Consider the following 19,191-nt stretch of genomic DNA (forward strand, 5'->3'; position numbering starts at 1 on the left):
CTCTAAAAATGGGGTGATACGGCAACCCGGCGTACCCCATTTTTAGAGCAACTTTTTAGCGGGTGCGCGGGGCGCGCACGGCGGCGACGAGGTTGCGGACGAATGCCTTCATGTCGAACCGGTCGTCGAACGCATGCAGGGCCCGGTCGGCCATCTGCGCGGTGTAGGGCGCATCGCCGAGCAGTTGCACGATGGCGGCGCGCATCGCGGCAACGTCGCCCTGCGGCACCAGCAGCGCCTCGTTGCCGTCGCTGACATAGTCCTCGACCGTCAGCGTGCGCGTGATGACGGTGGCCTTGTTGAAGGCCATCGCCTGCAGGAGCACCATCTGGCCGGCCGAGATGTCGGCCACGCCCAGCGGCACCACCACGAAACGCGCGTTTTTCAGCTGTTCGACATAGTCGCCGTCGTAGCAGTTGCGCAGCACCTTCACGTTGGGCGGAATCGCCAGGCCGGCGAGCGGCTTGTCGTTGTCGCAGACCACGTGCAGGTCGATCGGCAGGCCGGCCATCGCGGCGAACAGCGTGCCGTAGTCGCGGCCGGAGCGGCCGGCGGTCAGGATGTACGGCGAATCCGCCGCTTCCGGCAATTCCTCGCGCCCGTAGATGTGGGTGCCGTGCGGGATATAGAACACTTCGGTGCGGCCGTTCGCGAACAGCTCGCTGTAGCGTTCGCGCTCCTTCTTCGAGTGGCAGATTACCTTGTCGACAAACGACATCACAAAGCGGAAGTACAGCAGGCGCAGGCGGTTCAGCAGCGGATGACTGCGCGGTGTGAGGATGAAACCCAGCAGCACGATCTGCGTGCGGCGCGAGAACAGGGCACGCAGCGGCGCGAAGATCAGCACTTCGATATCCGAACCCAGCACCACCGCTTCCGGATGCGTGCGGCTCGTGATCAGCGAACGGATGGCGGCGCGCAGCGCGAACCACGCCAGTTTCGGCCAGCCGACGAACAGCAGCTTGAGCCGCGAGTGATAGCGAAAGCGCACATCGTCCGCGAACAGCCGGTAATCGACGCCAAGTTCTTTCAGGCCGAGCGCGAACGGCGAACGCGTACCGTCCTTCGTATAGGTGGGGAAAAAGTGGATCACGGCGGGCCCTGTGACGGTTGGGGAATTAACAAAGACGCATTACCAATTTGTTAATTGTAACCCGTTGAAACCGCCAGCGAACGCCGCGGCGGCGCGCGGCGGAGGCCCGGCGTTGCGCCAGCACAGCGCAAGCACTTCTGCAAGGCATCCGGCACCGGCCGGATACCCCGTGGGCCAGCTTACATGTCTTTCAGGCCGGTGATCGCATAGCCCTTGGTGCCGATCTGTTCGGGCAGATGTTCGATATGGAAGTCGGGCAGTGTGTCGGCGTCGTCGTCGACTTCCAGCGCTTTGGCTTCCGGTTCCCAGTCAGTATTGATTGCTTCCTGCGGGATCGGCTTTCCTTCCGGCACAGCCAGATAGGAAAAGATGCCATCGTGTTCGGGTCGTCGGTAAATATCCAGGCGCATTGCGGTTCCTCCTCGTTGGGTTGCTCTTGCGTTTTCCGATGCGTGCGCTGATGAGTTCGCTGATGAGCTCGCTCACGAGTTTGCTCAAAAGTTTGCTCACGAGTTTGCTCACAAGCTTGCTCAAATTCACGCATGTTGAATGAGTAGCCAGCTTGGCAGTACCCGCATGCAAGATCAGTTCGGTACCGCACACGCCGCCGTTACCCGTTCGATTGTACTCCGCACCCGATGGGCCGCCGTTCCGGATGGCCGAGCGGCCCGGGATGGGCATCGCGGCGCCGCGCCATGCCGGTCCGAGGCGCATTTTGCCTGCTCATTTTGCCAGTTCGGCCGCCAGTTCATGCAGGCCCGCGGTGGCCAGCATGGTGCCGTCCGCGGCGCGCTGCAGCACCACCTTGCGGTTCGAGCTTTCCTGGTCGCGCTGGTTTTCGCGGTGCCACAGGTGATACACCTCGGTGGCGAAGGCGCCGTCCTTGCGCAGCACGCCGGCATTGAACAGCCGCACCACCAGGTCGGAATCCTCGTGGCCCCAGCCCGTGAAGCTCTCATCGAAGCCGTTGACGCGATCCAGGTCGCGGCGCCAGACCGCCAGGTTGCAGCTCTTGATGCGCCGCCAGCTGAACTTGCGCCGCTCGCGGCCGGCGTCCGGCAGCACCAGCACCGTTTGCAGGAACTTGTTGAAGTCGCCGGCCAGCCTGAGCTTCAGCCGGTCGATCGCGCCGAGCCGGTGCAAGTCGATGTGCGCATCGAGCAGCGTGCGGGTGTACCGCTCGGACAGCAGCACGCGGCTGCCGGAAACGAGGAATCCGGGGCGCGCCAGCTTGCGGTGCTGCGATACGAAGTTCTTTTCGGGGATGCAGTCGCCGTCCAGGAACACGATGTAGTCGCCACTGGCGGCCAGCGTGCCCAGGTTGCGCACGCGCGCCGCGCGGAAGCCCTGGTCCGCCTGCCATACGTGCTGCAACGGCACCGGCGCGCGCCGGCGCAGCGCTTCCACGCAGTCCCGTGTGTTGTTCGTGGAGCCGTCATCAGCGATAATGATTTCGAAATGCGGGTCATCCTGTGCAAAGCAGGCTTCGATCACGGCCGCCAGCGCGTCCGGGCGGTTATAGGTCGTGACAATGACAGAGATTTTTGACGCTGGTTGCATGAAGTCGGCGCGCCCCACAAGAACATTGATGAATAAAAATATTGCAAGGCAAGCCGACGACGTTACACCTGTAGCCGCTGTTTCCACTGTTGCCGCCATTACCGTCAATTGCCTGGTCTTCCTCCTGCCCTTCCTGACCCTGATCACCAATGCCGGCGTTGGCCTGTGCAGCTTCGGGTTCCTGCTGGCGGCGATCTGGTGCCACAGGCAGGGCCTGCCGGAGTTCCGGCGTCATCTTAACGACATCCGCGGCGTTTTGACAGCTTTCGCCGCAGCCTGCCTGTTTGCCGGCCTGACCGTGCTGCTGCACGCCGAGGTCTACCTGCGCAACTTCGAGAAGCCCAGCCGCATGCTGCTTGCCGCCACCGCGATTATGGCCGTGCTCGCTTGCCGGCCGAGCCGCATGGCCTTGTGGTGGGGCCTGATCGGCGGCGCCGTCGGCGGCGCCTGCCTGGCCGGCTACCAGCGCTGGGTCCTCCACATCGACCGGCCCGGCGGCTTGATGAATGCGATCACGTTCGGCGACATCGTGCTGTGCATGGGCCTGATGTGCCTGGCCGCGGTACTGGATTTCCGCGGCCGGCAACGCCTCTGGCCCGCGCTTGGCGTGGTGGCCGGCCTGATCGGTACGCTTGCCACCGGCACGCGCGGCGGCTGGGTGGCCATCGTGTTCGCGGCACTGCTGTTCCTCAAGTATGGCCACTACCTGCGCGGCCGGTTCGCCAAGGGCGCCGCCGCGCTGGTGGCGGTGCTGATGATCGGCGCCTATTTCGTGCCCCAGAGCGGCATGAGCGAACGGCTGGAGCAGGGCGTCAGCGACGTGCAAACGTATTTCAGCGGCGGCAGCGCGTTCACCAACGTGGGCGTGCGGCTGGAATTGTGGAAGGGCGCCGTGCTGCTGGCCGCGCGCGATCCGTGGATGCCGAACAGCCAGGAACAGGTGAAAGCCGAACTCGGCGAACTGGTGGCCGCCGGCACGCTGCAGCCGTTCGTGCTGGAGGCCGAGCATTTTCACAACGATGCATTGCAGGCCCTCGTGTTCGGCGGCGTGCTGGGCCTGATGTGCTGGTTCGGCACGCTGCTGCTGCCGTTCCTGTTCTTCCTGCGCATGCTGCACTCGCATGAATCGGCACCGCCCGCACTGGTGTCGGCGGCGCTGGCCGGACTGCTTCTGGTGCTGAGCTACTTCAGTTTCGGCCTGACGGAAGTGATCTTCTGGTCCATGCGCAGCGCGATGTTCTATGCGCTGATGCTGTTCATGCTGGTGGGCCTGTGCCTGAATGCCCGTGAAGGAAAGCAGTGATGTCCCCGAATCTGACCCCGGATTTGTCCCGTATCCTCGTCATCTCCCCGAACTGGATCGGCGATGCCGTGATGGCGCAGCCCTTGCTGCAACGGCTGCGTGCCATGCATCCGGAACGGCCGATCGACGTGCTGGCACCGCCCGCCGTAGCCCCCGTGTGGCGCCAGATGCGCGAAGTCGACGAGGTGCTGCAGACGCCGTTCCGCCATGGCCCGCTGCAGTTGCGCGAGCGCTGGCGCTATGCGCGCCTGCTGAAGGCGCGCGGCTATGCCGAGGCCTACGTGCTGCCGAATACGCTGAAGTATGCGCTGATCCCGTGGCTGGCGGGGATCCGGCGCCGGGTCGGCTACAAGGGCGAAAGCCGTTACGGCCTGATCAACGTGATGCACCATGACGACGTGCCGCCCCGCCCGATGGTGCCGTTCTACGCGGCGCTGGCCAACGCGCCCGATGCGCCACTGGTACCCGCGCCGAAACCGGTGCTGCAGGTGACGGCGGAGCAGGTGGCCGCCGCCTGCGCGAAGGCCGGGCTGGCGCCGCAGCATCCGCTGGTGGTGTTCGCTCCCGGCGCCGAGTTCGGTTCCGCCAAACGCTGGCCGCCGGCCCATTTCGCCGCGCTGGCCCAGGCCATCGTGGCGCAGGTACCGCGCGCGCAGGTGGCGCTGCTGGGCTCGCCAAAAGACCGTCCCGTGTGCGATGAGATCCTTGCCGCCCTCGCCGGCACACCCGCCGCATCGGCCGTGCTGAACATCGCTGGCCAGACCAGCCTGGCGGAGGCGGTGGCGCTGGTCGGCCACAGCGATGCCGTCGTCAGCAACGATTCCGGCCTGCTGCACGTGGCATCGAGCCTGGACCGGCCGGTCGTGGCCATCTACGGCCCCACCGACCCGGATCATGCGCCGCCATTCTCGACGGTGGCGGCGGCGCTGTCGCTGCGGCTCGACTGCTCGCCATGCCGGCAGCGCGAGTGCCCGCTGGGGCACCACGACTGCATGCGCAAGCTCGATGCCGGCACCGTCTGGCACACCCTGCAGCCGATGCTGCCGGCAGCCGTTACGGCCTGAGCGGGAGGCACCGGCGATGAAGCGCCTGCCGGTCACGTTCTGGACCACGTTGTTCGTGACCCTGGTTTGCGTGGCGCTGGTGGCGCTGGATTTCGAACGCAGCTGGGTCGCCCGCACGGTCCTGCTGGAACACACCGAGCGCAACGCCACCAACCTGGCACGGGCGATGAGCGGCCATGCCGACGATACGCTGCGCGCCGCCGACAACAGCCTGGCCGACCTGGAAGAGCGCATCGAAGTCGACGGCACCGGCCCGCGCCAGCTGGAACGGCTGCATCGGCTGATGGTACTGCACGTGCGCATGCTGCCACAGCTGAACGGCATGTTCTTCTATGACGAAACGGGGCGCTGGATCGCCAATTCCCGGCCCCGGCTGGACAGTGACGCCAACAACGCCGACCGCGAATATTTCCGCCATCACCGCGAGAACAAGGACACGGGCGCCCATATCGGCAAGCCGGTCACCAGCCGGTCGACCGGCAGGTGGGTGATCCCGCTGTCGCGCCGCATCGACAAGCCGGACGGCAGCTTCGGCGGCGTGGTGCTGGCGACCATCGATATCGAGTATTTCCGCCGTTTCTATGCCAGCTTCGACATCGGCCGCGACGGTGCCGTGGGCCTGCTGTCCGACGACGGCACGTTGCTGGTGCGCCGGCCGTTCAGGTCGGAAGCCGTCGGCAGCAGCATCGCCCGCACACCGCTGTACGATGCCTATACGCAGGTGGCCAGGACCGGCACCGGCATATTCCGCTCGACGCAGGATGGCCAGGTACGGCTGAACAGCTACCGCCCGCTGGCGAACTATCCGCTGTTCGTCACGGCCGCGCTGTCCAAGGATGAAGTGCTGGCCCACTGGTGGCACGACACGCTGATGCGCACGGCGGGCGTGCTGCTGCTGGCGGGCCTGGTGGCGCTGTTCGGGCAGCGGCTGGTACGGCTGATGCGCCAGCGCCTGCAGGCGGAAACGGAGTTGCGCGCAGCGCGCGATGCACTGGCCAGCGTGAACGTCACGCTGGAAAAACTGGCGCTGCAGGATGGCCTGACGGGCCTGGCGAACCGCCGTCAGTTCGATGTATCCCTCGGCAACGAGTTCAGCCGCGCAACCCGGCATGGCGCACCGCTGGGGCTGGCGATGATCGATGTCGATAACTTCAAGGCCTACAACGACCACTACGGCCACAGCGCGGGCGACGACTGCCTGCGCGCGGTGGCGCGCGCGATCCGCCAGCAGACGCCGAAACGGGCCGGCGATCTGGCGGCCCGCTATGGGGGCGAGGAACTGGCCGTGCTGCTGCCGAACACCGATGCCGCCGGTGCCGAAGCGGTGGCCGAGCGGATGCGCGCGGCGGTGCAGGATCTGAAGTTGCCCCATGCGGGCAGCCCGCTGGGTATCGTGACGATCAGCGGCGGCGTCGCATCCATGGTGCCGCGCCGCGGCGTGGATCATGCCGCCACGCTGGTGGAACGGGCCGATGGGGCGCTGTATGCGGCCAAGGGCGCGGGCCGCAACCGGATCTGCCGGCAGGACGACGCCGCCGCTACCTGAGGTTTCCCCCCGCGGTCCGGCTCAGTCGAGCAGGGTCAGTCGAGCAGGGTCAGTCGAGCAGGGTCAGTTGCAGTTCCCAGGGCCACACCAGGCGCCGGCCCACCGTTTCCCTTTGCACGACGATCGCGGCGGACAGGCTGTCGTCGATGCGCGCCGTCAGCTCGTCCACGCGCACCAGGATTTCGCCGCGCTTGCCGGGATCGGTTTCCCACAGCAGCGCTTCCCGGCATGCCATGACCGATGCGCGCTCGACGAGTACCTCAGGGTGGTTGAACAGCCAGTGCACGAAAAGTATGTGGGCAGGGTGGCAACCCCACAATGCGCCATAGCTGGCAACGTAGTCTTTCGCAGCATCGGGCAGCGTCGTGTCGTCCGGATGCCAGGCCATGTGCGGCATGGGTTCGGGATTGCCGCCAAGGATTTCGGCAACGTAGGGATTGGTGACGAAACCGCGGCGCAGGGCTGTCGCGGCGGCTACCCAGCGCTCGCGATGGAGGTGGGCGAGGGCCAGTTCATACCAGTAGGGCGGGTAGGTGCCGGCATGCTCGGCGCATACCGCGATCACGCGTTCGCGCTGTTCCAGCGTGCCCCCATATGGATCGATGCGCTGCAACTCGGAGCCCAGCAGGAAGCGCACGCCCTGGTTGTCGTTCGGATTTCGCAGCAGCATCTGCTCGATCAGCGCCGCCGCATCCCTGTGGCGGCGCAGCCGCACGTACGCGAGCACCGCGACATGCATCATGCGCAGGTACGCGCGGTTGTCGATGTTGAGCCATTCGATGCGGCCGGTGAAGCCCGGCGGGATCTGCCGGTTGGCCATCGCCAGGCCGGCCAGCGCGGCGTCGAGCGCCTTCTTCGGCTTGCCCTGCCGGTGCCAGTGGAAGGCGATCTGCGTATGCGCATCGATAAAGTCCGGCGCCTGGGCCAGCAGCTCCTGCAGCGCGGCCAGGTATTTCGCATCGCTCAGTTCACCGGTTTCATGGTGGTCGAGAATGTCGTTGAACCGGCCCAGCAGGGGGCCGTACTTGTCTTCGGTATAGCCGAATTCGCCCGATTCGGCATCGATGGCTTCAAATTCCAGTGGCATGTCGTGCGGCTAGCTTTGTTGATGAAGATGCATGATAACAGCAAGAATCGTGTATTTCCCGCGACGTACGCTAGCCGACGATGTCGCCAATCGACGACGTGTCATCGAATCGCCTGTTGATGTAGGCGCTCTCCTACATTGGCGTGCGTAAAGCTCCTATGCAGTTTGCAAGTCACTGTTTATGAGGGGTTTTCTGGTAGCGCGGCGTCGTATGGCCGATTGCGGGCCTGGCACAGCAGGAAGTGAAAGCGATCACATCCTCGTTTGCCGAAAACACAATTTTTGCTACTTTGTACGCTCTTCGACAACCTCATCCATTCATTCAAGGAGCAACTATGACGAACATGAAGAAAATCGCTGTATCGCTGGCGCTCGCGTGCACGGCCATGGGCGCACAGGCTGACGACATCAGCCTGCCGGCCGGCAACGTTGAAGTCATCGATGGCGCAGGTGCCTTCAGCCGTCTGATTACCGGTAACCATTCCGGCGACACGTTCACCGACACGTACGCGTTCGACCTGTCGGGTATCTCGTCCTTCACGGCCAGCCTGTACTCGAGCGCTGGCAATGCCAAGGTGGGCCTGGACATCACGGGCTTCGGCCTGTACGCGAACGACGGCACGCTGGTGCGCGCCGGTAGCCAACTGCTGACCGGCAAGTATGACGAGTGGAGCCTGGACCTGTCCAACGTGGCATCCGGTACCGGCTACTACGTGGCGGTAACGGGTTCGGTGGTTTCGCAGGCCGCGGGTGCCTACAGCGGCCTGGTGTCGGTCTCGGCGGTGCCGGAACCGGCCACCTACGGCATGCTGCTGGGCGGCATGGCCCTGCTGGGCGTGGCGGCACGCCGCCGTTCGCAAGCGAAGTAAGGATTTTGCCAGCCGCACAGGCTGGTAAAGCCACCCGCGCGCCGCACCGTTATCGGGGTTGCCGAAGACGGCGCGCGGGGGTTACATCAGGATCACGTCGTACTGCTCCTGGTGGTACGACGTTTCCACCTGCAGCGAGATCTTCTTGCCGATGAAGTCGCCCAGCATGGCGAGATGCTGCGATTCCTCCTCGAGGAACAGATCGACCACTTCCTGCGAGGCGAGGATGCGGAATTCGCGCGGGTTGAACTGCTTGGCTTCGCGCAGCAGTTCGCGCAGGATCTCGTAGCAGATCGTGCGCGATGTCTTGACCTGCCCCTTGCCGCTGCAGGCAGGGCAGGGCTCGCACAGGATGTGGGCCAGCGACTCGCGCGTGCGCTTCCTCGTCATTTCCACCAGGCCCAGTGCCGAAAAGCCGCTGACCGAGACTTTCGTGCGGTCGCGCGCCAGTGCCTTCTTCAGCTCCGTCAGCACGGCGCTGCGGTGCTCGGCGTTTTCCATGTCGATGAAATCGAGGATGATGATGCCGCCCAGGTTGCGCAGCCGCAGCTGGCGCGCGATCGCGTGCGCCGCTTCCAGGTTGGTCTTGAAGATCGTGTCGGCGAAATTGCGCCCGCCCACGTAGCCGCCCGTGTTGACGTCGATCGTCGTCATCGCCTCGGTCTGGTCGACGATCAGGTAACCGCCCGATTTCAGGTCCACGCGCCGGCCCAGCGCGCGCTGGATTTCCTCTTCCACGCCGTACAGGTCGAACAGCGGGCGCTCGCCCGTGTAATGGTGCATGCGCGGCAGCACGCTGGGCGTGTAGGTCTTGCCGAATTCGGTGAGGCTGACGAAGTTCTCGCGCGAGTCGACCTGGATGGTGGCCGTTTCATCGTGCACGAAGTCGCGCAGCACGCGCTGGGCCAGCGACAGGTCCTGGTGCAGCAGCGAGGTCGGCGGCCGCGTGCGCGCGCCGTGCGTGATCGCGGCCCAGGTCTTGCGCAGGTATTCGATATCCGCGGCCAGGTCGCCGTCGCCGGCATCCTCGGCCTGCGTGCGCACGATGTAGCCGCCTTTTTCTTCCTTCGGCAGCAGGCCCTGCATGCGCGTGCGCAGCGCCTCGCGTTCGCTTTCCTTCTCGATCTTCTGCGAGATGCCGATGTGCGAGTCCTGCGGCAGGTAGACCAGCATGCGGCCGGCAATCGAGATCTGCGTCGACAGGCGGGCGCCCTTGGTGCCGATCGGGTCCTTGATCACCTGCACCGTCAGCACCTGGCCGTCGAACAGCAGTTTCTCGATCGGCGTCGGCGTCGCATTGGTGCCGTCGTGCGGGCGCGCTTCCCAGATGTCGGCCACGTGCAGGAACGCGGCGCGTTCCAGGCCGATGTCGATGAACGCCGACTGCATGCCGGGCAGCACGCGCACCACCTTGCCCGAATAGACGTTGCCGGCCAGGCCGCGCGTGAGCGTGCGCTCGATGTGCAGTTCCTGCACGGCGCCCTGCAGCACCAGGGCGACGCGCGTTTCCTGCGGCGTGATGTTGATGAGGATGTCTTCGCTCATGGCAGCCTCAGGCCGGCACGGCGCAGCAGGTCCGCCGTCTCGAACAGCGGCAGGCCCATGATGCCCGAATGGCTGCCATCGATATGTTCGATGAACATCGCGGCCAGGCCCTGGATGCCGTAGCCGCCGGCCTTGTCGTAAGGTTCGCTGGTGGCGCAGTAAGCCTGGATATCGCTATCCTTCAGTGCCGCGAAGCGCACCTGCGACACTTGCGTGAAGCTGTCCGAAAAATCGTGCGTGCGCACCGCCACGGTGGTCAGCACCTGGTGCGTGCGGCCCGACAACTGGCGCAGCATCGCCTGCGCCTCGTCCTTGCCGGCCGGCTTGCCGAGGATGGCGCCATCGATCGCCACCGTGGTATCGGCCGTCAGCACGGGGCGCGGCCGCAGGTGGCGGCGGCGCGACAGGTCGAACGCGAAGTCGGCCTTCTCGTTCGCGACGCGGCGCACGTAGACATCGGCCGGCTCGTCCGGCAGCACTTCCTCCGTCACGTCGGCCCCGCGCGGGCCATCGCTGCGCAACAGCAGCAATTCGAAATCGACGCTGATCTGGCGCAGCAGTTCGCGGCGGCGCGGGCTTTTCGACGCCAGGTAGATTTTTCGTTCGACCGGTTTCATCGTTGTTGTTGTATTTGAGCCAGGGCCCGGCCAGGGCCGGGATGCATCCATCGGGATCAACCCATCGGGATCAAACCCGATGATAGGGGTGGTTTTGCGTGATCGTCCAGGCGCGGTAGAGTTGTTCGGCCAGCATCACCCGCACGACGCCATGCGGCAGCGTCATGCTGGAAATCCGGATCAGCCCTTCGGCCTTTGCCTTCAGGCCGGGATCGAGGCCGTCGGCACCGCCGATCAGGAAAGCCGTGTCGCGACCATCCTGCTGCCACAGTTCGAGCTGCTGCGACAGGCCCACGCTGGTGAGATCCTTGCCGCGTTCGTCGAGCGCGATGATGCGCACCGATTTCGGCAGCGCCGCTTCGATGCGCTCGCGCTCGAGCGCCATCGCGGTGGCGGCGGTCTTGCTGCCGGACCGCTCGACGGGCTTGATTTCCTTCAGCACGATGCGCAGCTCGGGCGGCATCCGTTTTACGTATTCGGTAAAACCGGTCTCGATCCAGCCGGGCATCTTGTGCCCGACGGCAGCGATGATCAGCTGCATCGGCGACCCTTACTCTTCCGCGGCAGGCTTGCGGATCCGCTTGATCACGGTCTTGGCGGGAGCTGCCGGTTCCTTGGCCTTGGCTTCCTTGGCGGCTTTTGCCGATGCCACGGCGGCCTTCGGTGCGGCAACCTTGACCTTCTTGCCTTCCGGGACCTCGAGCTTCGGCGCGGCCTTCTTCGCGGCGGCTTTCTTTGCCACGGCGCCCGCGGCGGCAGCCGCTTTCACCGTACCGGGCTTGCGTGCCGGGGCTTTCTTTTCGATCACCGGTTCGGCTTCCTTGGCAACCTTGTTGGCGGCCAGGTGGCCGGCCTTTTTCTTCGGCACGGCGTCAAGCGCTTCGGCGGCCTTGCCTTCGGCGGAGGTCTTGCGCTTTGCGGCGCCCAGCTTGACCGGCTTCTCGCCCCAGATTTCCTCGAGGCGGTAGTAGGCGCGGATCGGGGCCTGCATGATGTGGACGATCATGTCGCCCAGGTCGACCAGCACCCATTCGCCGGTGTCTTCGCCTTCGACGCCGATGACGTCGCCGCCGGCTTCCTTGACCTTGTCACGCACCGAAGCGGCCAGCGCGCGTGTCTGGCGGTTCGAGGTACCGGAGGCGATGCAGATGCGGTCGAACAGGCTGGTCAGGCCGGTGGTGTCGAACAGGACGATGTCCTGGCCCTTGACATCTTCCAGGGCGTCGACGACGAGGGCTTGCAGTTTTTTGATATCCATTCAGTTTTACTTCTTATAAAGATTATGTTGTTCGATATAGTCTAGCACCGGCGCCGGAATCGGCGAGCCGCTATCGTATTCATAGTTTCCACCGGCCAGCTGCTGCCGGATGCGGGTGGATGAGATGTCCACCGCCAGGTCGGCCGCGATACAGGTATTGCCGGCTGGCCGGCCGCACAGCAGCTGCGGCGCCACCAGCCGGTTGCGGAACTCGGCGGCCACGGCCGCCGGGATGCCGGGCCCGTCGAGCGTGAAGCCTGGACGCGCCGCCACGCACAGGTGTGCCAGCGCGAACAGCGCCTGCCAGTCGTGCCAGGTATCCAGGCGCTGCAGCTGGTCGGCGCCCATCAGGAAGCACAGGGCGGTATCCGGACCGACCTCGGCGCGGATGGCACGCAAGGTCTCGACCGTATAAGTGGGGCGGCCCCGGTCGATCTCCTGGCGGTCGACGACCACGCGATACGGCTGGCCGGCAAACGCCAGCGCGGCCATGTCCGCACGCTGTTCCGGGGTCGCCACCAGGCTGCTCTTCTGCCACGGCACGGTGGGGATCACGCGCAGCTCGGCGGCGCCGAGCAGGTGCACGAACGTGGCGCCGAGCGCCACGTGGCCATTGTGGATCGGATCGAAGCTGCCGCCCAGCAGCAGGATGCAATGGAAGGCGGCAGGACAATGCGGCGCGGTCACGCCAGCCAGTCGCGGTGCGGCAGGAAATCGGTGTACAGCGCCGCTTCCGGCGTGCCGTCCGCCGGGTGCCAGTCGTAGCGCCATTTGACGACGGGCGGCATCGACATCAGGATTGCCTCGGTGCGCCCGCCCGACTGCAGCCCGAACAGCGTGCCGCGGTCGAACACGAGATTGAATTCCACGTAGCGGCCGCGCCGGTATGCCTGGAAGTCGCGCTCACGCTCGCCGTACGGCGTGTCCTGCCGGTTGCGCAGGATCGGCAGGTAGGCGCCCAGGAAGCCGTCGCCCACGCTTTGCACCATCGCGAAGCTGGTGTCGAAATCGCGCTCGTTGAAGTCATCGAAGAAGATGCCGCCGACGCCGCGCGCTTCCTGGCGGTGCTTCAGGTAGAAATACTCGTCGCACCATTGCTTGAAGCGCGGATGCAGGTCGTCGCCGAACGGCGCCAGCATTTCGCGGCAGCTGCGATGGAAGTGGCGCGTGTCCGCTTCGTTGCCGTAGTAGGGCGTCAGGTCCATGCCGCCGCCGAACCACCAGACCGGCGTGCCGTCCTCGGTGGAGGTCGAGAAGAAGCGCACGTTCATGTGCACCGTGGGCGCATACGGGTTGCGCGGGTGCAGTACCAGCGACACGCCCATCGCTTCCCAGGCGCGCCCGCCGATGCCGGGGCGGTGCGCCGCGGCCGACGGCGGCAGCTTCGCGCCCGTCACGTGCGAGAAGTTGCAGCCGCCCCGTTCCAGCACATTGCCTTCCTCGACGAGGCGCGAGATGCCGCCGCCGCCTTCGGGGCGCTGCCAGGCGTCGCGCAGGAACGGCTTGCCGTCGGCTTCCTCGAGGGCGGAGACAATGCGCTCCTGCAGGCCGATCAGCCAGGCCTTGACGGCTTCGGGGTTGGGTGTCGTCATCTTTCTCGAGTCCCGGCGATCAGTGCTTCAGGCCGCGCCAGCCGATGTCGCGGCGGCACTGCATGCCGTCGAAGCGGATCTCGCCGACCGTTTCATAGGCCTGCTTCTGCGCCAGCTTGATCGAGTCGCCCAGGCCGACCACGCACAGCACGCGGCCGCCGGAAGTGACCAGCTGGCCGTCGACCTCGGCGGTGCCGGCGTGGAACGTGACCGATTCCGGCGTTTCGGCCGGAATGCCTTCGATGACATTGCCTTTCACCGGATCGTCCGGATAGCCGGCCGCGGCCAGCACGACGCCGACGGCGGTGCGGCGGTCCCACTCCAGGCCCACGGCGTCCAGCGTGCCGTTGACCGCGTGTTCCATCACGGTCACCAGGTCCGTCTTCAGGCGCGCCATGATCGGCTGGGTTTCCGGATCGCCCATGCGGCAGTTGAATTCCAGCGTTTTCGGATTGCCGGCCGCGTCGATCATCAGGCCCGCGTACAGGAAACCGGAGAACGGGATGCCGTCCTTGGCCATGCCGGCGATCGTCGGGTTGATGATCTCGCGCATCACGCGCGCATGCATCGCCGGCGTCACGATCGGCGCGGGCGAGTAGGCGCCCATGCCGCCCGTGTTCGGGCCCTGGTCGTTGTCCAGCAGGCGCTTGTGGTCCTGGCTGGTGGCCAGCGGCAACACGTTCTTGCCATCGCACATGACGATGAACGAGGCTTCTTCGCCTGCCAGGAATTGCTCGATGACGATGCGCGCGCCGGCATCGCCGAAGCGGTTGTCCGACAGCATGTGCTCGACCGCCTGGTGCGCTTCATCGAGCGTCATCGCCACGACAACGCCCTTGCCGGCGGCCAGGCCGTCGGCCTTGATGACGATCGGTGCGCCCTTGGCGTCGATATAGGCGTGCGCCTGGGCGGCATCGCTGAACGTTTCGTACTCGGCGGTAGGAATGCCATGCCGCTTCATGAATGCCTTGGCGAAATCCTTCGACGACTCCAGTTGTGCCGCTTCCTTCGTGGGACCGAAGACCTTCAGGCCGCGCGCGCGGAACAGGTTGACGATACCGCCGGCCAGCGGCGTTTCCGGACCCACCACGGTCAGCGCGATGTGTTCCCGCGTGACGAACTCGGCCAGTGCGCCCAGGTCCGTGATCGGCAGGTTCTGCAGGCGCGGGTCGCGGGCCGTGCCGCCGTTGCCGGGCGCGACGTAGACGATCTGCACCCGTTCCGATTGGGCCAATTTCCAAGCCAGCGCATGCTCGCGGCCGCCGGAGCCGACTACCAGAATTTTCATAGGGATCTTCGGTTGGTTTTTTAGAAGCTGTTTCCGCCTGCGCGCATCGTGGTGCACGCAGGCGGAAAGAACCTCGGAGACTGAAACAGCGGCCCGCGGGCCGCTGCTGCATCATGCGATTGCTTCTTCGCCCGATTTCCGGGCACCGCCTGGGTAGTACCTGGTCTTCGACTTAGTCTTCAATTACGGCGTTGGTATAGACTTCCTGGGTATCGTCCAGGTTTTCCAGCGCGTCCAGCAATTTCTGCATTTTCACCGCGTCGTCGCCCGTAAACACGGTCTCGGTGGCGGGCTTCATCACGATCTCGGCCACCTCGGCCTTGAACCCGGCCTTGTCCAGCGCATCCTTGACGGCGGCGAAATCGTTCGGCGCGCACAGTACTTCGAAGCCGCCTTCCTCGTCCGCGACCACGTCTTCGGCGCCCGCCTCGAGCGCCGCATCCATCAGCGTCGCTTCATCGGTGCCGGGCGCGAACAGGAACTGGCCGCAATGCTTGAACAGGAACGACACGGAGTTTTCCGTGCCCATGTTACCGCCGTATTTGCTGAATGCGTGGCGCACTTCGGCCACGGTGCGCACGCGGTTGTCGGTCATGCAGTCAACGATGACCGCCGCACCACCGATGCCGTAGCCTTCGTAGCGGACTTCCTCGTAGTTTGCGCCGTCTTCGCCGCCGGTGCCGCGCGTGATCGCGCGTTGCACGTTGTCTTTGGGCATGTTGGCATCGGCTGCCTTGTCCACCGCCAGGCGCAGGCGCGGATTGGTCGAGATGTCGCCGCCGCCCATGCGCGCGGCAACGGTGATTTCCTTGATGAGGCGGGTCCAGATCTTGCCGCGTTTCGCGTCCGTTGCAGCCTTTTTATGCTTGATATTGGCCCATTTGCTGTGTCCAGCCATGTTCAATTTTCCTTAGACGGTATGCAATCGAGGGCGGTATTCTAGCATACCGCCCCTTGCCGATTACGCCGCCAGGGGCCGTGGCGGGGAGCCGTCAGCCGGTGAACAATTCGTACTCGATGCCGTTCCTGATCTGGCCGATGACGGCCGCCTGGTTCTCCGGGCTTTCGGAGAACCAGACGAGCAACTGCGCGCGCGTGGCGCCGTTGTCCAGTTTGTCCAGGTAATAATCCATGCCGCCCTGGTCGAATTCCCGGTGCAGCGCGTTGCGGTACAGCGACGCGATGAACGCGCTGTCGCTCGGGTCGGCGCCATACAGTTTCGCCCATTCGGGACTTTGCATGAAGCCCGCGGCGATGTTTTCCCAGCCCAGTCCATGGTCCGCATGGTTGAGCCACCAGCCCAGGCCCTGGTCGTCCGGTTCGCGGTTCAGCGCCGCCTGGTACAGCCGGAACGTGCGCCCGGCGTTGCCATCGATGTCGTAGGCGATCGAGATGTCCGAAAAGCTCAGGCGCTCGACGGTATTGAACGTATCGGTCGGGCCGGCAGTCGAGGCAACGCCGACCGGCGCGCCGTTGCTCATCGCCACGGTATAGTCACCGCGCGCACCGGCATAGATGGCGGTATCGTAGCCGCCGTTCCCGATCAGGTAGTTGGTACCGGCGCCGCCGATCAGCAGGTCGTTACCGGAGCCGCCGTTCAGTTCGTCGTTGCCGTCGCCGCCGTCGAGACGGTCGCCGATGTAGTCGGGCCGCGCGCCCTGGTCGTATTCGCCGCTGTCCAGGCGGTCGCTGCCGGCACCGCCGATCAGCGTGTCGGCGCCGCCCTGGCCCCAGATGAAGTCTTGCTCGGCGGTACCGGTCAGGGTCTCGCTGGCGGCCGTGCCGCCCTGGATGGTGGGTGAGTCTGCCATGATTTTTCCTTGTTTCTCGGGGTTTCCTGTTCGCTGCGGGGCTGCAATGCCGATCGTGTCGGCCGCGGCGCCCGCACTCCTGCGGCACACTTGCCTTATTTGCATAACAATAATGCAATATGAAGGCTACAACTAAAAGGCTGAGTTGTCGATGATGGCTTTCAATCGTGCGGTGGCGGCGGAGCGCCTGGTGTATAAGGCAGAGGCCGGCATTGAAGGCGGTTTGCCCTTACAATGGCCCGATGGACAAAACCATAACGACTCCATCCACGTCCTATCTTGGCGGGCTGGCGCTGGCCGTCGGCGGCGCCATGCTGTTTTCCGCCAAGGCCGTCATTGCCAAGCTGCTGTACCGCTACCAGATCGATGCCGTCACGCTGATCGCCTTTCGCATGCTGTTTTCGCTGCCCGTGTTTGCCGCGGTGGCGCTGTGGCAGATGCGCGGCGCCGCGCCGCTGTCCACCGCCGACCGCTGGCGCATCGTCGGGCTCGGGCTGGTCGGCTATTACCTGTCCAGCTTTCTCGATTTCCTCGGCCTGCAGTACATCACCGTCGGTCTCGAACGCCTGATCCTGTTTCTCACGCCCACGCTCGTGCTGCTGATCTCGGCTACCTGGCTGCGCCAGCACATCGGCCGCCTGCAGTGGCTGGCGCTGGCCGTCTCCTATGCCGGCATCGTCTTCGTGTTCGTCCACGACCTGCAGGGTGGCGGCCCGAACGTGCTGCTGGGTTCCGCGCTCGTGCTGGGCTCGGCCGCCGCGTACGCGGCCTACCTGTTGCTGTCCGGTGAAATGGTCAAGCGCCTGGGCGCGCTGCGGCTGGTGGCGTACGCGATGTGCGTGTCCAGCGCCGCCTGCATCGGCCAGTACTTCCTGCTGCGGCCGGCGGCGGGCCTGCTCCAGCCGATGCCGGTTTATGGCCTGTCGCTGGTGAACGGCCTGCTGTGCACGGTGGCGCCGGTGTTCATGACGATGACCGCCGTGCAGCGCATCGGCGCCGGCGCGGCCTCGCAGGCCGGCATGATCGGCCCCGTCTCCACGCTGTTCCTCGGCGCCGTCATCCTTGCCGAGCCCGTTACGAGCTGGCAGCTGGCCGGCACCGCGCTGGTGCTGGCCGGCGTCTACCTGCTCTCGCATGCCAATCCCGCCAAACCCAAGACCGGAAACTGAGATGAATGCCACCGCAGCCCCCCGCATCGCCCTGATCGCCCACGACAAGAAGAAAGACGACATGATCGCCCTGGCCGGCGAATACCTGGCGTTCCTGCGCAACTGCACGCTGACCGCCACCGGCACCACGGGCGGCCGGCTGGCCGGCGAGCTGGGCTTGACGGTCGACCGCAAGCATTCCGGCCCATTGGGCGGCGACCTGCAGATCGGCGCGCTGCTGGTGGAGGACCGGATCGACGCGGTGATCTTCCTGCGCGATCCGATGACGCCGCAGCCGCACGAGCCGGACATCAACGCGCTGGTGCGGGCCTGCGACGTGCACAACGTGGCATGTGCCACCAACATGGCGACGGCGCACCTGGTGCTGTCGCAACTGCAAGCGGCAACCGCCGCATCGTACGGGGAGGCGCAATGAGCAAGGCAATCAGGATGAGCCGCACCGGCGGCCCGGAAGTGATGGAGTACGTGGATGTCGAGGTCGGCCCGCCCGGCCCCGGCGAAGCCACCGTGAAGCATGCGGCGATCGGCATCAACTTCATCGACGTGTACTTCCGCACCGGCCTGTATCCGCAAGACCTGCCGAACGGCCTGGGCATGGAAGGCGCGGGCACGGTGGAGGCGGTGGGCGAGGGCGTCACGCACGTGAAAGTGGGCGATCGCGTGGCCTACGCCGGCCGCCCGAACGGTGCCTATGCGCAGGAACGCAACCTGCCGGCCAGCCTGCTGGTGGTGCTGCCCGACCATATCGCGTTCGAGACGGCGGCGGCCATGATGCTGCAGGGGATGACGGCGCAGTACCTGCTGCACCGCACCGCGCGCCTGAAGCCGGGCGACACGGTGCTGTGGCACGCGGCCGCCGGCGGCGTCGGCCTGATCGCCTGCCAGTGGGCCAGGGTGCTGGGCGTGAACCTGATCGGCACCGTGGGGTCGGATGAAAAGGCCGCGCTGGCGATCGAGCACGGCGCGGCGCACGTGATCAATTACAAGCGCGACGACTTCGTGGCGAAAGTGAAGGAACTGACCAACGGCGAGGGCGTGTCGGTGGTCTACGATTCGATCGGGCAGGACACCTTCCACGGCTCGCTCGATTGCCTGGCGCCGCTGGGCCTAATGGTCAGCTTCGGCAACGCTTCCGGGCCGGTGCCGGCGTTCGCGCCGTCCGAATTGCAGTCGCGCGGTTCGCTGTTCCTGACGCGGCCCACGATGATGCATTACACCGCCAAGCGCGAAGACCTGGAAGCCACGGCCCGCTCGCTGTTCGGCGTGGTCGCCAGCGGCGAAGTGAAGATCGCCATCCACCAGCGCTACCACCTGCCGGACGTGGCGCAGGCGCACATCGACCTGGAATCGCGCAAGACCACCGGCTCGTCGATCCTGATCCCGCACTGA

20 protein-coding genes are annotated in these 19,191 nt (G+C 65.6%); 7 read left to right on the forward strand and 13 right to left on the reverse strand.

The annotated features are described in order from the left end of the window. Positions 1–55: 55 nt before the first annotated feature. The 3 genes from FHS02_RS32055 to FHS02_RS08290 form a co-directional block, all read right to left on the reverse strand. A complete protein-coding gene (locus FHS02_RS32055; protein ID WP_137314514.1) occupies positions 56–1,093 on the reverse strand; it encodes a glycosyltransferase family 4 protein in 1,038 nt (345 codons plus the stop codon). A gap of 179 nt (positions 1,094–1,272) precedes the next feature. Next, a complete protein-coding gene (locus tag FHS02_RS08285) occupies positions 1,273–1,503 on the reverse strand; it encodes a DUF6139 family protein (RefSeq protein WP_137314513.1) in 231 nt (76 codons plus the stop codon). A 313-nt stretch (positions 1,504–1,816) separates the two neighbouring features. After that, positions 1,817–2,653 (reverse strand): glycosyltransferase family 2 protein, encoded by an 837-nt coding sequence (locus FHS02_RS08290; protein WP_137314512.1) that lies wholly within the window; start codon positions 2,651–2,653, stop codon positions 1,817–1,819. A 28-nt stretch (positions 2,654–2,681) separates the two neighbouring features. Between FHS02_RS08290 and FHS02_RS08295 the strand changes: the two genes are divergently transcribed. From FHS02_RS08295 to FHS02_RS08305, 3 genes are read left to right on the forward strand one after another with little or no spacing between them, the layout of a single operon-like run. Continuing rightward, the gene (locus tag FHS02_RS08295; RefSeq protein WP_137314511.1) at positions 2,682–3,956 is read left to right on the forward strand and encodes an O-antigen ligase family protein; all 1,275 of its coding nucleotides are present in this window, start codon (positions 2,682–2,684) and stop codon (positions 3,954–3,956) included. Further along, positions 3,956–5,020 (forward strand): lipopolysaccharide heptosyltransferase II, encoded by a 1,065-nt coding sequence (gene waaF / locus FHS02_RS08300; protein WP_229422219.1) that lies wholly within the window; start codon positions 3,956–3,958, stop codon positions 5,018–5,020. Before FHS02_RS08295 ends, waaF begins: the two co-directional genes overlap by 1 nt. A gap of 16 nt (positions 5,021–5,036) precedes the next feature. Further along, positions 5,037–6,566, forward strand: a complete 1,530-nt coding sequence (locus FHS02_RS08305) for a GGDEF domain-containing protein (protein WP_137314510.1) — start codon at positions 5,037–5,039, stop codon at positions 6,564–6,566. 49 nt (positions 6,567–6,615) lie between these two features. Here FHS02_RS08305 and FHS02_RS08310 read toward each other — a convergent pair whose 3' ends face one another. Beyond that, complete coding sequence (locus tag FHS02_RS08310; RefSeq protein ID WP_137314509.1) at positions 6,616–7,653, reverse strand: tetratricopeptide repeat protein; 1,038 nt, start codon at positions 7,651–7,653, stop codon at positions 6,616–6,618. Between the two features lie 344 nt (positions 7,654–7,997). Here FHS02_RS08310 and FHS02_RS08315 point away from each other — a divergent pair, with 344 nt between their 5' ends. Next, a complete protein-coding gene (locus FHS02_RS08315) occupies positions 7,998–8,522 on the forward strand; it encodes an FxDxF family PEP-CTERM protein (protein ID WP_175424825.1) in 525 nt (174 codons plus the stop codon). Between the two features lie 81 nt (positions 8,523–8,603). Here FHS02_RS08315 and rng read toward each other — a convergent pair whose 3' ends face one another. The 9 genes from rng to FHS02_RS08360 form a co-directional block, all read right to left on the reverse strand. Beyond that, a complete protein-coding gene (gene rng, locus FHS02_RS08320) occupies positions 8,604–10,067 on the reverse strand; it encodes a ribonuclease G (protein WP_137314507.1) in 1,464 nt (487 codons plus the stop codon). Further along, positions 10,064–10,684, reverse strand: a complete 621-nt coding sequence (locus FHS02_RS08325; RefSeq protein ID WP_137314506.1) for a Maf family protein — start codon at positions 10,682–10,684, stop codon at positions 10,064–10,066. Before FHS02_RS08325 ends, rng begins: the two co-directional genes overlap by 4 nt. Positions 10,685–10,754: 70 nt before the next feature. Next, positions 10,755–11,225, reverse strand: a complete 471-nt coding sequence (gene rlmH / locus FHS02_RS08330) for a 23S rRNA (pseudouridine(1915)-N(3))-methyltransferase RlmH (protein WP_137314505.1) — start codon at positions 11,223–11,225, stop codon at positions 10,755–10,757. Between the two features lie 9 nt (positions 11,226–11,234). Beyond that, positions 11,235–11,942 (reverse strand): ribosome silencing factor, encoded by a 708-nt coding sequence (gene rsfS / locus FHS02_RS08335; protein WP_137314504.1) that lies wholly within the window; start codon positions 11,940–11,942, stop codon positions 11,235–11,237. A gap of 6 nt (positions 11,943–11,948) precedes the next feature. Then, positions 11,949–12,629, reverse strand: coding sequence for a nicotinate-nucleotide adenylyltransferase (locus FHS02_RS08340; RefSeq protein ID WP_229422218.1), 681 nt, complete (start codon positions 12,627–12,629; stop codon positions 11,949–11,951). Beyond that, on the reverse strand, positions 12,626–13,534 hold the full coding sequence (hemF, locus tag FHS02_RS08345; RefSeq protein ID WP_137314502.1) for an oxygen-dependent coproporphyrinogen oxidase: 909 nt from the start codon (positions 13,532–13,534) through the stop codon (positions 12,626–12,628). The genes FHS02_RS08340 and hemF overlap by 4 nt, the downstream gene beginning before the upstream one ends. Positions 13,535–13,553: 19 nt before the next feature. Further along, a complete protein-coding gene (purD, locus tag FHS02_RS08350) occupies positions 13,554–14,822 on the reverse strand; it encodes a phosphoribosylamine--glycine ligase (RefSeq protein WP_137314501.1) in 1,269 nt (422 codons plus the stop codon). Positions 14,823–14,994: 172 nt separating this feature from the next. Next, complete coding sequence (locus FHS02_RS08355) at positions 14,995–15,720, reverse strand: YebC/PmpR family DNA-binding transcriptional regulator (protein WP_137314500.1); 726 nt, start codon at positions 15,718–15,720, stop codon at positions 14,995–14,997. A gap of 94 nt (positions 15,721–15,814) precedes the next feature. Then, the gene (locus FHS02_RS08360; protein WP_175424824.1) at positions 15,815–16,633 is read right to left on the reverse strand and encodes a DUF4214 domain-containing protein; all 819 of its coding nucleotides are present in this window, start codon (positions 16,631–16,633) and stop codon (positions 15,815–15,817) included. A gap of 242 nt (positions 16,634–16,875) precedes the next feature. Between FHS02_RS08360 and FHS02_RS08365 the strand changes: the two genes are divergently transcribed. Genes FHS02_RS08365 through FHS02_RS08375 form a run of 3 tightly spaced genes read left to right on the forward strand, consistent with a single transcriptional unit; the run spans position 16,876 to position 19,191 of the window. Beyond that, a complete protein-coding gene (locus FHS02_RS08365; protein WP_137314498.1) occupies positions 16,876–17,802 on the forward strand; it encodes a DMT family transporter in 927 nt (308 codons plus the stop codon). A gap of 1 nt (position 17,803) precedes the next feature. Then, positions 17,804–18,217, forward strand: a complete 414-nt coding sequence (locus tag FHS02_RS08370) for a methylglyoxal synthase (protein ID WP_137314497.1) — start codon at positions 17,804–17,806, stop codon at positions 18,215–18,217. Next, complete coding sequence (locus tag FHS02_RS08375) at positions 18,214–19,191, forward strand: quinone oxidoreductase family protein (protein ID WP_137314496.1); 978 nt, start codon at positions 18,214–18,216, stop codon at positions 19,189–19,191. Before FHS02_RS08370 ends, FHS02_RS08375 begins: the two co-directional genes overlap by 4 nt.

Origin of the sequence: Pseudoduganella umbonata, from assembly GCF_014192225.1 — a bacterium.
Lineage (GTDB): Bacteria > Pseudomonadota > Gammaproteobacteria > Burkholderiales > Burkholderiaceae_D > Rugamonas > Rugamonas umbonata.